Here is a 12,138-nt window from a genome sequence, read left to right on the forward strand (position 1 = left end):
CGGGGCCAGAGTTCTCTGGCCCCGCGTCAGTCCTCCTCCGCGCTCCAGCCATGGATCGCCTCGTCGAGGCGGAGCCGGACGGCCCGGGCGACCGGTGCTCCGGGCCAGCGGCTCAGGACCCGGCCCAGTTCCACCAAGTCCGCCTGTACGGTGGCCGATTCGACGCGGCGGACGTGCCCGAGCGCCTCGTCCAGGCAGGCGGCGGCCTCTTCGAGTTCGTGGTGCGCGGCCAGGGCGAGCGCCAGGCGTGCGGTGAAGCGGGCACGGGCGCGGTGGGCGTCGGCGGGAATGGCCGCCAGCCCCTGGCGCAGGGCCTCCGCCGCCCGGGCGGGGCGACCGGCGTCGTAGAGGCACCAGCCCGTGATGAGCGTGGTCGTGCCCGGCGCGAAGGCGGGTCCGAGGGAGGGGTGGCCCGGGGCCTCGGCGCCGGCCGACTCCCGCAGCCGCTCGGCCTGTTCGAGGGCCCGCATGCTGGCGGCGTGGTCGCCCCGCAGCGCGTGTCCCTGGGCGACGCGCTGGGCGGCCATCCAGCGCAGGGCGGGTGCGGCGGCGGAGTCGTCGAGCACCCGGCCCGCGAGGTCGATCGTGCGGGCCGGCCGGCGCTGGTAGTACATGACGAGGGCGCGGCGTATGAGGGCGTAGCGCGGCATGTCCAGGTCGCCCAGTTCGGCCGCGACCTGTACGGCGTCGTCGGTCCACCACAAGGCCGCCGAGTCGTCCCCGGCCTCCTGGGCCATCCAGCCGGTGTGCTCGAAGACGCGGGCCCCGAGGGCCAGCAGCCTCCTGCGGTCCTGCCCGCGGACGTCTCGGGCGAGCGAACGGAGCATGTGCGCCTGGGAGATGGCCAGCGGGAGCACCACTCCGGGGCTCGCGGTACGGCCCAGGATGCGGGTGCTCTCGTGCAGCGCGGTCATGGCGTCGAATGCGTGGCTCCCGAAGCGAGCCTCGGGGGGCGCGGAGATCCTGGCGGCGGGGTAGCGCATGAGGGGCGGGCCTGGTGCGTGCAGGGGGCGGCCGGGGTGGTCGGAGAGCCGGAACAACTCGCTCGCCCCGTCGACCTTGAGGGACAGGCACCAGTTTCGATACCGGTCGCCCGACCGGGCCACCGCCCCCTCCCCGGGAGGGTCTTCGCCGTCGGCCTGCTCCGTCAGTGAGGCAATCAGTTTTCCGTCGAGGCCCAGCGCCGCGTCGCACTGGCGCGCGAGCATCTCGCTCGCCCGCGCGTGTCCGTTCTCCACTTTGCTGAGCTGGCCGAAGCTGTAGCCGGTTCTGCGGGCGAGCTCCCGGACGGTCATCTTCCGTTCGAGCCGGGCCCTCCGCAGCCGCCCGGCGAATTTCGACGCGCCCATGAACCCCCCAGAATGCCGTTTCCGTGTGGCGGGCCCGGAGGCGGCATCGCGTCCGTTTTCCCGCGAAGATCGTGTTTCCCTGTTTCCTCGGACAGGACACAGAGAAACGCTTTCCGGCTCCCCACCGGATCCCCACACTGGCGAGTGTACAAGGAGGTTTCGGACCACGGAGGTCGCCGTCGTGAAATGGAATGCGGGCGTCATGTGCGTCAAATCCGGGACGATCTTACGGAAGGGGCGTGCCCGTATCGCGCGGAAGTCGGCGCGTCTCCTCGGATCGTCCCCCACCGTCGTCTTCCTCGGGAAAAGGGGTGTGGGAAAGAGCAGCACCCTGAACGCGCTTTTCGGGCTGACGCTGGACTCGGATGCCGCCAAGGAGTGCACCACGACGCCGAAGGCCGTGGGGGTCAAGGCCGCGCACGGGCGCCGGCTGCGAGCCGTCGACATGCCGGGCATCGCCGCCAACCTGGAGACGGCCGAGCGCTATCGCCGCCCCTACGAGTACTGGATGGCCCGCGCGGACGTCGTCGTGTGGCTCACCCAGGCCGACGTCCGCTCCTACACCCAGGACCAGAAGTTCTTCCGCTCCTTCGGTCCCTTGCTCGCGCGGGACGCGCAGGTGGTCGTCGCCGTCAGCAAGTTCGACACCCAGGACCCGGCCGTCGGTGTGGCGGGTGGGGGGCTCGACGAGGCGCTGCACGCAGAGAAACTGCGCGACGTACGCGACCAGCTCACCCCGTACGTGCCGCCCGGCCGGACCGTACGGCTCGTTCCGTACTCGGCCGTGCGGCGCTGGAACCTGGACCGGCTCGCGGCCGCTCTGACCGAGGCGGATTCCGGCGAGACGCCCGGCGCGCCGGCTCGGAGCACTCCGGATCCAGCCCCCGACAAGCCCACGTCGTCTCCGGCGCCGAAGACGCCGCACACCCCGGGAACAGAGGTCACGCCACGATGATCGAGCAGTTGAAGAACGCCGTGAGGCCCGCCGAACGCGATCCGGTGCGGCTGGTCGTGGGTCTGAACCGCGTCGACGAGATCGTCCACGGAGGGTGGAACGAGAGCCTCAACCTGCCCACCGACGAGGCCGCCCGGCAGATCGACCGCAAGTGCGCGGACGTCGTCCGGCTGCTGTCCAAGGTGACGCGCCTGGAACCCGATCACATCGAGTACTACTCGGCCCTGAAGCGATACCGCCTGCACGAACTGCTCAACCGCGTCATCCGGCACTGCTACGCGGGCTTCAAGTTCACCGATGTCGAGCCGCTGCCCTTCGAGGCCGTCGAGGGGGTCAGCGACGAGGCCAGGGAGTTCGTGCGACAGGAGAGGGAGCGCCGGCTCGGGCGGCCCGAGGAGCGGGCGCCGACCCGGGACAAGCTGTTCGCCGAGCTGTCGAAGTTCCTCAGCGCCGCCGAGATGCGGCTGCTGGAGGACAAGTTCTCCACGGAGATGCGCAAACCGCCGAAGATCGCGGTCCTGGGGCAGTCCGGGGTCGGCAAGACGACGACCGTCAATGCGCTGTTCGCCACCAGCTGGCGCACCAGCGCCGTCGGCGTCGGAACGCACGAGGCTCAGGGGAAGCGGGTCGCGCTGCCCTCCGGCGGAGTGGTCGACGTCGTGGACCTGCCGGGATACGGGCGGTCCATCTCCGAGGACGAGCGGTACGACGCGATCTACCGGAAGGTGCTGCCGGGGTGCGACCTGGTCCTGCTGGTGATCCAGGCCGACCGCGGCGACCTCGCCGACGACCAGGAGATGGTCGTGCGGATCATGTCGTGGCTCAAGGGAGCGCCGGTCCGGTGACCGGCGGGCGAGGAGAGGTCCGGTCATGAACAACCAGGAACGGCAGTTGCTCACCGACGCCGTCGACCGCGAATACCGCGCCGGGAATCTCGACCGGGTCCTGGCGTCGCTGAACTCGTTCGTCAATTGGGTGAGGCTCAGCCTGTACTTCCTCTACCGGAAGATCCAGCACCAGATGCGGAAGGTGTGGAACTGGCTGTACTCGATCTTCTACTGAGAACCGCGCTCACCGAGAAGCGAAAGAAATCCGGACACAAAGGTGGACACGAAGCCGGACATAGAGAGCCGGACACGTAGCCGTACAGAAAGTCGGACAGAAAGGGACCGATAAATGGCATTCTCCGATGCGGACCGGGCCAAAATCATCAAGGCCCTCGACAAGATCGACGACGCGGCACAGGAAGCGATCCTGGCCACCCTCACCGCATTCCGAAACTGGCTGAGCGATGTCCTCTACGGCGTGTACAAGCGCATCCGGGACGACATAGCGAAGATCTGGAAAATCATCCGCAACATCTTCTGGTGAACGTGAGGACGTCCGCCCGTGACGACGTGCGTATTCTGCGACATCGTCGCCGGAACCGGACCGGCCCGGATCCTCTACGAGGACGGGCGGACCGTCGCGTTCATGCCCCACCGTCCGGCCGCCGTCGGCCACACCCTGCTGGTCCCCAGAGAGCACGTCCGTGACCTGTGGGAGTTGCCGGCGGACACCGCGCACGCTCTGACGGACGCCCTGCTGGCGCTGGCGCCCATGCTGCGCCGCGCTCTGGCGCCGGACGGACTGAACATCGTCAACTCGGCAGGTGCCGCCGCCTCGCAGAGCGTGTTCCACCTCCACGTGCATCTGGTGCCGCGCTGGCGAGGGGACACCTTCGGGCCGCTCTGGCCCGACGCGGCGCACCGCCCGCCGACGCAGGACGAGCGCCATCGCCGGGCAGCGGAGGACATCCGCACGGCGGTGGCCGCGGGCCACCCCGCTGCCCGGCGCCGGGCCTGCCGCCTGCGGCTACCCGGCCGCGGGCCGCTCGTCGAGCAGCCGCTCCACCACCTCCTGGGCCCCGGCGCCGACTCCGGCGACGGGTGAACCGGTACCGCCGACGCCGGCGAACTCCCCGTAGGCGTCGACCTCCAGGCTGTCCAGCACCCAGTACGTGGTCGCCGGATCCCAGTACAGCGCCCGTAGATCACCGTCCCCGACGGCCACGGCGACGACACCGACCAGGACGCCCCGCCCGTTCCCCGCTCCGTCCGCTGCCTCGTCATCGTCATCGTCATCGTCATCGTTCTCGTCCTTGGTCGGTACCACGGCGTCGGCGATGTCCCAGCGGTGTATCCCCGCTGCCCGTGTGGCCGCGACCACCTCCGAGAACGGCACGGGCTCCACGGGGGCGTCGGTGAAGTGGCTGAAGGAGTCCCTGATCGTCGCGGAGATCTGCCGGCGAACCGCCCGCATGGACTTCTCGGCCTCCTCGCGGACGACGGAGGTGGACCCCGGGCCCTCCAGGGAGAGGTCCGGGGGAAAGGTGACGTTCCCGGAGGCGCCGGAGCCCTGCGACCCGTCGAGCACCCAGCCGAGCATCGCGTCGGCCTGCTTCAGGGCGAGCAGCTGCTGCAACTGGGGGAGAAGCGCCGCGGCCGTGGGCACGTCGGATTTCTCCAGGAACAGATCCAGGGCCCGTACGGTCTTGGCCTCGTCCGGCGACAGCGCGTACCGCAACGGGTCGGCCTCGATGTCGGACGGGGTCGCCCCCAGGGGCCAGGTCCGCAACGGCGACCAGATGCGCTCCATGCCCTGCCGTGCCGCGTGCCGTGCCTCCGTGACGTCACCGGCCACGGTGAGACAGTACGCGAGCAGCATCAGTGCGCGAACCCGCGCCCGGTCGTCGGCCCTGGCCGCCCTGAAGGCCCACATCGGCGGCGCCGTGGTCGCGGGAGGCGGGGGCACCTGCTCATACGCCTCGACCGCCGCCCGCGCCGCCCGGAGCGCCTCCGCGTGGTCCCCGGCGAGTGCTGACGCCAGACCGAGCTGGTACGAGGTGGTGGCCAGCGTCTTGCCGTCGGGGCGGCTCCGGACGCGTTCCGCGGACAGGACGGTGCGCGCGGCGACGGCACGCAACGTCGCGTAGACCTCGGTGTGCGGGGTGATCTTCAGGACGAGTCGAGCGACGGACAGGTCGCGGTGCAGCCGGGCACTGCGCGTCAACGCCTCCACGACCGGCTCCGGTTGCTCCAGGCGCATCGCGGCCCGCAGCGCGGGTGCCACCATGCCGGCCGGGTCGCTCTCGATCAGCTCGGCGAGGTGGGACACCAGGGCCGGATGCCGGGGTGCCGCCCGCCCGAGCACGAGCAGTGCCCGCTCCCGGTGAGCCTCGTCCAGCTCGCCGGCGACTCCCCTGATCAGCTCGGGCTGTTCGAGGACCGTCAGGGCCACGTGTTCTTCCCCGAGCCGGTCGGGACGCAGGGCGTGGGGCGCGGCCGCGCCCTGTGCCTGACCGCCCGACGGATACAGCCGCGAGACCCACCGCAGATATCGCCGCACGACGTGCATCTGCTCCTGCCGGAAGGTGAGTTGCACGGCCAGGGCCTTGTACGCCTCCCGTTCCGACCGTCCGCCGTAGAGCGTCGCCACGGCGACCACCACCGCCAGCCGCTCCCGGTGCGGGTCGGGCAGCTCGGCGGCCACGGAACTGCGTTTCCAGTCCCGCCATTCGTGATGCAGCAGTCGCACGACGGGATCGGCGGACGCGTCCGCCGCCCCACCGGCCGAGGCGAGCACGGCGTCCAGGGCCGCGGCGTGGAGGTCGAGAATGCGGTCGCTGCCGACGTGACCGTCCGGCGCGGACGGGGCGTCCGTACGCTGGGAGCGTCCGGGCGGCACGGGCAGCCCCAGCCGGCCGGCGAACAGCTCGGCGGCCCGCCGGAACTCCTCGGCCTGTTCCGTCGCGTCGCGCAGCATGCCGCCCAGCTCGAGGGGGCGTGTCCGCGCGGACAGCAGAACCGGGGCGGCGGCGTCACCGGACCGCTCCAGGAGTTCGCTGAACCACGCCCCCATGGACCGCGCGACAAGGATCACTCGGACCGGTGCCGCATCCGCCGCCCGCCCTGCCAAGGCGCTCAGTGTGCCCGCGGCCTCCTTGGCGGCCGATTCGGCCCGGTCCAGCACGACGAGGGTCGGTACACCGGACTCGCTCAGCCGTACCAGGTCCTGTGCCCGGGTCCCCTCGGCCGGCTCCCCGGCGATCCACCCCGCCTCACGCGAGCGCCGGCAGAACTCCACGGTCAGCCGTGACTTGCCCTGCCCGGCAGGCCCGACGAGAACCTCCGCGTCGAGCGGCTCCGCCGCGTCCCGCCATGCGGCGAGCCGTCCCAGCTCGTCCTCCCGGCGGCGGAAGGGGACGACCTCGTACTCGGGGCGCAGCAGGGAGCTGGACAGGTGGCCCGCAGGAGGGTCCTGGGCGGGTCGCAGGAAGTGCCGGGCGGCGAGGCCCGGGGCCACCTCGTGCAGGACACGGACCAGGCCGGGGATGTCGTGTGCCGTGTGCCGGGCCCGGAAGTGGACCGTCTGCCGTTCGGTCAGCGCGGCCAGCTCGGGCGGGAGCTCCTCGCGGGGCGGGACGCCGCGCACCCCTCCCAGCAGCACCGGGATGACCGGGATGCCCACGTCGTCGCGCAGGAAATAGGCGGCCTCCCGGCGCACCCAGTCGTCCGGCCGGAACAGCCGCCGCCCGTCGAGCCAGCGCGGCCCGACGAGGACGAGAGCGACGCAGGTCTCGGCCATGGCCCTCTCGATGGCGGGCGGAAAGACCGCTCCCGCGCCGATCGACCGGCTCGCCTTGAAGACGGTCTCCCCGCCGAACACGAACGACAGGACGTGGTCGAGGAAGGACGCCGCGTCTCCCGTGTCGTCCTGCCGGTAGTTGAGGAAGATCCTGCGACGGACGGGCATCGCTTCCCCCAGGGTGCGGTGGAGGCCTCCGAGACAGACGTCCTGCCCCGCGGGCGCTCCACCGAACCGCTGCGGCCCGGATCTCCGGACCGTTTCAACTACCGCTGTTCGGCTAGTTGTTGGTGGTCACGTGGACGTAGTCGACGACCAGTTGCTGGGGGAAGGCGGTGTTGCCGTCCGGGTCGCCGGGCCAGTAGCCGCCGACCGCCAGGTTGAGGATCAGGAAGAAGGGCTTGTCGAAGACCCACTGCTTGCCGCTGATGTCGGCGGGCGTGCGGGTCTGGTAGACGTTGCCGTCCACGGACCACGTGACCTTGTTCGGCGACCAGTCCACCGCGAAGGTATGGAACTTGTCCGCGAACGCCTCGCCGCCGGGCAGGGTGTAGCCCGCGCCGACGCCGCCGGAGCCCGAGTAGCCGGGGCCGTGCAGGGTGCCGTGGACGGTGCCCGGTTCGAAGCCGACGTTCTCCATGACGTCGATCTCGCCGCTCTGGGGCCAGCCCACGCTGCCGATGTCGGCGCCGAGCATCCAGAACGCGGGCCACATGCCCTGGCCGCGCGGCACCTTCATCCGGGCCTCGACGTGGCCGTAGGTCTGGGTGAACTTGCCCGAGGTGTTCAGGCGCGCCGAGGTGTACTCGCAACGCCCGTACCAGCACTGGTAGTTCTCGGGGTTCTCCTTGCGGGCGGTGATGACCAGATTGCCCTGGCCGTCGAGGGCCGCGTTCTTGTTGCCCGAGGTGTAGTACTGCCGCTCGTGGTTGTTGACGTTGTCGCCGGTCTCGACCTGCCACTTGGAGCCGTCGACCGCCGAGCCCGCGGGCCCGTCGAAGTCGTCGGTGAACGTGGCGGCCGCGGCGGCGCCGGTGGGGGAGGAGGACGCGGGGGCCGCCGAGGCTCCGGCGGGCAGTCCGGTCAGGGCCGTGGCACAGCAGGCCAGGGCGGCCGTGGAGAGTGCCGCACGGCGGCGCCAAGAGGTGTGCACTGTCATCACATCGCTTCACGTGGGGGTGGCGAGAGCGTGGGGGCGCTCCGGTGGGGGTGACGTGCTGGGACATGCGCATGACAATCCGGCATCGAGAACTGAACGCGGCGAGCGATCAACCTCGACGCTTTGTTCAGTACTTGATTTAAGGCAGCCCCAGCGGCGCCGTCAAGGAGTTGGTGCGGACCAACCTCACCGACCCCCGGCCAGGGCCCGCGCCAGATACGGCGCCGTCCTGCTGCCTTTGGTCTCCGCCACCGCCGCCGGCGGCCCCGCGGCGACCACGTGTCCGCCCTCGTCGCCGCCGCCCGGCCCCAGGTCGATCACCCAGTCCGCGCCCGCCACCACCGCCATGTCGTGCTCGACGACCACCACCGAGTGCCCCGCGTCGACCAGGCCGTGCAGCTGGCGCATCAGGACCTCGACGTCGGCGGGGTGCAGCCCGGTCGTCGGCTCGTCCAGGAGGTAGAGCGTGTGGCCGCGCCGGATGCGCTGCAACTCGCCGGCCAGCTTGATGCGCTGGGCCTCGCCGCCCGACAGCTCCGTCGCGGGCTGCCCGAGGCGCAGATAGCCCAGACCCACGTCGAGGAGGGTGCGCAGGCTGCGCGCCACGGCCGGGGTGTCCGCGAAGAACTCCGCGGCCGCCTCCACCGTCAGGTCGAGCACCTCCGCGATGTTCCGTTCCCGGTAGGTCACTTCAAGGGTGTCGGGGTTGTAGCGCGCACCCCCGCAGTCCGGGCACGGCGCGTACGTACTGGGCAGGAAGAGCAGTTCCACGCTCACGAAGCCCTCGCCCTGGCAGGTCTCGCACCGCCCGCCCGCGACGTTGAACGAGAAGCGCCCCACGCCGTAACCCCGCGTCCGTGCCGCGTCCGTGGCCGCGAAGACCTTGCGCACGACGTCGAAGAGACCGGTGTAGGTGGCCAGGTTCGAGCGGGGCGTGCGGCCGATCGGCTTCTGGTCGACGCACACCAGGCGCCCCACGCCGTCCAGGTCGTCGGTAACCTCGCCGATCAGCGTGGACTTGCCCGAACCGGAGACGCCGGTGACCGCGGTGAACGCGCCGAGGGGGAACTCGGCCGTCACGCCGGCCAGATTGTGCCGGGTGACGGGGCCGACTTTCAGCCAGCCGCGCGGCCGGCGCACCTCGCGCGCCGCGGGGCGCTCGCGGGCGAAGAGGAAACGGGCCGTCGCGGACCCGGTGACGCCCTCCAGCTCCGCCACCGGTCCGCTGTGCAGCACCTGCCCGCCGTGCTCACCCGCGTCCGGGCCCACGTCCACCAGCCAGTCCGCGTGGCGCATGACATCGAGGTGGTGCTCCACGACGAAGACCGAGTTGCCCGCGGCCTTGAGCCGGTCGAGCACGGTGAGCAGCGACTCGGTGTCCGCCGGGTGCAGACCGGCCGACGGCTCGTCCAGGACGTACACCACGCCGAAGAGGCCCGAGCGCAGCTGCGTCGCGAGGCGCAGCCGCTGGAGCTCGCCCGCGGAGAGGGTGGGCGTGGCGCGGTCCGGGCTCAGATAGCCGAGGCCCAGCTCGGTGATGGTGGCGATGCGGGCCAGCAGGTCGGCCGCGAGCACCCGGGCGGCCTCCGAGTCCGCGCCATCCGCGGCGTCCTGCAGGGACGTGGCCAGCTCGGAGAGGGGCAGCGCGGCGAGGTCGGCGATCGTACGGCCCGCGAAGGTGACCGCCATCGCCTCCGGGCGCAGCCTGCTGCCGCCGCACGCCGGGCAGTCGGTGCTCGCCAGGAACCGCTCGGCCTTGGCGCGCAGGGTCTGGCTCTTGGAGTCCGAGAACGTCTTCATCACATGGCGCCGGGCGCTCATGTACGTGCCCTGGTAGGGGCGTTGGATGCGGTCCGCGTCCCGCACCGGGTGCACGGTCACCACCGGCTGCTCGTCCGTGAACAGGATCCAGTCCCGGTCGGCTTGCGGCAGCTCGCGCCAGGGCCGGTCCACGTCGTGGCCGAGCGCGTCGAGCACGTCCCGGAGGTTCTTGCCCTGCCAGGCGCCCGGCCAGGCCGCGATCGCGCCTTCGCGGATGGAGAGGGACGGATCGGGGACCAGGAGTTCCTCGGTCGTGCGGTGCACGCGGCCCAGGCCGTGGCACTGCGGGCAGGCCCCGGCGGCCGTGTTCGGCGAGAAGGCGTCCGAGTCGAGCCGCTCGGCGCCCTCGGGATAGGTGCCGGCCCGCGAGAAGAGCATCCGCAGCGAGTTCGAGAGGGTGGTGACCGTGCCCACGGAGGAGCGCGAGGTGGGCGCCGAGCGGCGCTGCTGGAGCGAGACCGCCGGGGGCAGCCCGGTGATCTCCCCGACCTTCGGCGCCCCCACCTGGTGGATCAGCCGCCTGGCGTACGGGGCGACGGACTCGAAGTAGCGGCGCTGGGCCTCCGCGTAGATCGTCCCGAAGGCGAGCGACGACTTCCCCGAGCCGGACACCCCGGTGAAGACCGCCAGGACGTCCCGCGGGACGTCCACGTCGACGTCCCGCAGATTGTGCTCGCGGGCACCCCGGACGCGTACGAACGGATCGTGGGGGCTGTGCATGGGGACTCCGTACGCGGCTCGGGGGCAAACCCCACGATTCTAGGTCCCGGCCAGACCCGCGACCCGGGCCAGGCGCCGGAAGGAGTCGAGTAGGCCCTCGCGGTCGTACGTACTGGTCGTGACCAGCACTTCTTGCGCCCCGCTCTCCTTGATCAGCGTCTGGAGCGCATCGGCCACCTGCTCCTCCGTGCCGTGGATGTGGCCGGTGAGCCCGGACTCGTAGAAGCCGCGCTCCTTCTCGGTCATCGTCGTCGCGGGGGACTCGATCCGCTCGGCCGGCGGCAGGGGCGGGAAAGTGCCGTGGGTGCGTGAGTACGCCATGGACCAGGCCTCGGGGATCAGCAGGCGGCGGGCCTCTTCGGGGGTCGCGGCGACGGCGATGCTGCCCGAGACGATCACGTACGGCTCGCTCGACCATTCCGAGGGGCGGAAGGCGGCGCGGTACCGGTCGATGCCGCGGAGCAGCTTCTCGCGGCTCTTGATGTCCCCGATGACCATCGGAAGCCCGGCCCGGGCCGCGATGGTGGCGCCCTCGCCGATGGCCAGGACGAACGGCGGGACGCTCATGCCCTCGCTGGGGCGGGCGTGCGCCCCGGTGGCCGAGGTGCCGCGGAACCAGCCCAGGAGCTCGGTCAGCTGCGCCGCGAAGTCCTCGGCGTCGTGCTTGTCGCGGCCCAGCGCCTTGCGGACCCCGTCGGTGAAGCCCACCGAGCGGCCGAGGCCCATGTCGATGCGGCCAGGGAAGAGGGCCTCCAGGACGCCGAACTGCTCGGCCACGACGAGGGGTTGGTGGTTGGGCAGCATCACGCCGCCGGTGCCGACCCGGATGGTGCGGGTCGCGGCGGCCACGGCGGCGGCGAGGACGGTGGGAGCGGAGCCGGCGACGCCCGGCACCGCGTGGTGTTCGGACACCCACAGGCGGTGGTAGCCGAGCCCTTCGAGTTCCTGGGCCAGGCGCACGGTGTCGCGCAGGGCCTCGGGGCCGTCGTGCCCCTCGCGGGTGCGCGAACGGTCGAGCACCGAGAACCGGGTCGCTTCCACACGGGATCCCTTCGCCTGCCTGTGCTCTCCATGATCCGTGAGGTTCGGGAAGCGGGCAAAGTGATTTTGGTCGCCGCCGTCGTCGCGGTCGCCACGGTCATCGGGGTCGCGTGCCGTGGCCGGCTATTCGTCGGCGGGCATCCGCTGCCGCAGCCCCTGGACGCGGGTCACGAGGGCGGCGTGCGCCTCGGTCCACTCGGCGGCGGGCACCATGGCCGTCAGCAGCTCGCGGGCCGGCGGGGCGAGGTGGTACGTGGTCGCGTACGGGTGGTCCACCGCCCGGTCGCGTTCGATGAGTTCCCCCTGGGTGAGGCTCTGCAGGGTCCGGCTGAGGATGCCCTCCTGGAGGTATCGGTGGGCGTCTCCGGGCCAGTTGCTGACGGGAGTCTGCGCGCGGACCGTGTTCAGGAGTTCGGAGTACCGCAGCGGACCGTCATTCAGGGCCACCAGGACGTCCCAATGCCATT

11 protein-coding genes are annotated in these 12,138 nt (G+C 71.6%); 5 read left to right on the forward strand and 6 right to left on the reverse strand.

The features are described 5' to 3' along the window. Nucleotides 1-26: 26 nt before the first annotated feature. Nucleotides 27-1,349, reverse strand: a complete 1,323-nt coding sequence (locus QBL25_RS36120) for a helix-turn-helix domain-containing protein (protein WP_409061163.1) — start codon at nucleotides 1,347-1,349, stop codon at nucleotides 27-29. A gap of 202 nt (nucleotides 1,350-1,551) precedes the next feature. On the opposite strand from QBL25_RS36120, the gene QBL25_RS36125 reads away from it, so the two are divergent. From QBL25_RS36125 to QBL25_RS36145, 5 genes are all read left to right on the forward strand, one after another. Further along, a complete protein-coding gene (locus tag QBL25_RS36125; protein WP_409062904.1) occupies nucleotides 1,552-2,304 on the forward strand; it encodes a GTPase in 753 nt (250 codons plus the stop codon). Beyond that, entirely contained in the window at nucleotides 2,301-3,149 is an 849-nt protein-coding gene (locus tag QBL25_RS36130; protein ID WP_409061164.1) for a GTPase, read from the forward strand. The genes QBL25_RS36125 and QBL25_RS36130 overlap by 4 nt, the downstream gene beginning before the upstream one ends. Before the next feature lie 25 nt (nucleotides 3,150-3,174). After that, the gene (locus tag QBL25_RS36135) at nucleotides 3,175-3,366 is read left to right on the forward strand and encodes a hypothetical protein (RefSeq protein ID WP_409061165.1); all 192 of its coding nucleotides are present in this window, start codon (nucleotides 3,175-3,177) and stop codon (nucleotides 3,364-3,366) included. Nucleotides 3,367-3,480: 114 nt separating this feature from the next. Further along, complete coding sequence (locus QBL25_RS36140; RefSeq protein WP_409061166.1) at nucleotides 3,481-3,675, forward strand: hypothetical protein; 195 nt, start codon at nucleotides 3,481-3,483, stop codon at nucleotides 3,673-3,675. A gap of 18 nt (nucleotides 3,676-3,693) precedes the next feature. Next, nucleotides 3,694-4,236, forward strand: a complete 543-nt coding sequence (locus tag QBL25_RS36145; protein ID WP_409061167.1) for an HIT family protein — start codon at nucleotides 3,694-3,696, stop codon at nucleotides 4,234-4,236. Here QBL25_RS36145 and QBL25_RS36150 read toward each other — a convergent pair. From QBL25_RS36150 to QBL25_RS36170, 5 genes are all read right to left on the reverse strand, one after another. Continuing rightward, nucleotides 4,159-7,098 (reverse strand): hypothetical protein, encoded by a 2,940-nt coding sequence (locus tag QBL25_RS36150; RefSeq protein WP_409061168.1) that lies wholly within the window; start codon nucleotides 7,096-7,098, stop codon nucleotides 4,159-4,161. The two genes, QBL25_RS36145 and QBL25_RS36150, sit on opposite strands and share 78 nt — an antisense overlap. A gap of 112 nt (nucleotides 7,099-7,210) precedes the next feature. Next, on the reverse strand, nucleotides 7,211-8,089 hold the full coding sequence (locus tag QBL25_RS36155) for a family 16 glycosylhydrolase (RefSeq protein ID WP_409061169.1): 879 nt from the start codon (nucleotides 8,087-8,089) through the stop codon (nucleotides 7,211-7,213). A 186-nt stretch (nucleotides 8,090-8,275) separates the two neighbouring features. Continuing rightward, on the reverse strand, nucleotides 8,276-10,630 hold the full coding sequence (locus QBL25_RS36160; protein WP_409061170.1) for an ATP-binding cassette domain-containing protein: 2,355 nt from the start codon (nucleotides 10,628-10,630) through the stop codon (nucleotides 8,276-8,278). A gap of 39 nt (nucleotides 10,631-10,669) precedes the next feature. Then, nucleotides 10,670-11,671, reverse strand: a complete 1,002-nt coding sequence (locus QBL25_RS36165; protein WP_409061171.1) for an LLM class flavin-dependent oxidoreductase — start codon at nucleotides 11,669-11,671, stop codon at nucleotides 10,670-10,672. 123 nt (nucleotides 11,672-11,794) lie between these two features. Beyond that, a complete protein-coding gene (locus tag QBL25_RS36170) occupies nucleotides 11,795-12,118 on the reverse strand; it encodes a winged helix-turn-helix transcriptional regulator (RefSeq protein ID WP_409061172.1) in 324 nt (107 codons plus the stop codon). Between the last annotated feature and the right edge of the window lie 20 nt (nucleotides 12,119-12,138).

Source organism: Streptomyces sp. SYP-A7185, assembly GCF_046103685.1.
Classification (GTDB): domain Bacteria; phylum Actinomycetota; class Actinomycetes; order Streptomycetales; family Streptomycetaceae; genus Streptomyces.

Coding starts and splice junctions, on each gene's coding strand:
- QBL25_RS36120 (WP_409061163.1), bottom strand. CDS start 1,349: ATGGGCGCGTCGAAATTCGCCGGGCGGCTGCGGAGGGCCCGGCTCGAA.
- QBL25_RS36125 (WP_409062904.1), top strand. CDS start 1,552: ATGTGCGTCAAATCCGGGACGATCTTACGGAAGGGGCGTGCCCGTATC.
- QBL25_RS36130 (WP_409061164.1), top strand. CDS start 2,301: ATGATCGAGCAGTTGAAGAACGCCGTGAGGCCCGCCGAACGCGATCCG.
- QBL25_RS36135 (WP_409061165.1), top strand. CDS start 3,175: ATGAACAACCAGGAACGGCAGTTGCTCACCGACGCCGTCGACCGCGAA.
- QBL25_RS36140 (WP_409061166.1), top strand. CDS start 3,481: ATGGCATTCTCCGATGCGGACCGGGCCAAAATCATCAAGGCCCTCGAC.
- QBL25_RS36150 (WP_409061168.1), bottom strand. CDS start 7,098: ATGCCCGTCCGTCGCAGGATCTTCCTCAACTACCGGCAGGACGACACG.
- QBL25_RS36155 (WP_409061169.1), bottom strand. CDS start 8,089: ATGACAGTGCACACCTCTTGGCGCCGCCGTGCGGCACTCTCCACGGCC.
- QBL25_RS36160 (WP_409061170.1), bottom strand. CDS start 10,630: ATGCACAGCCCCCACGATCCGTTCGTACGCGTCCGGGGTGCCCGCGAG.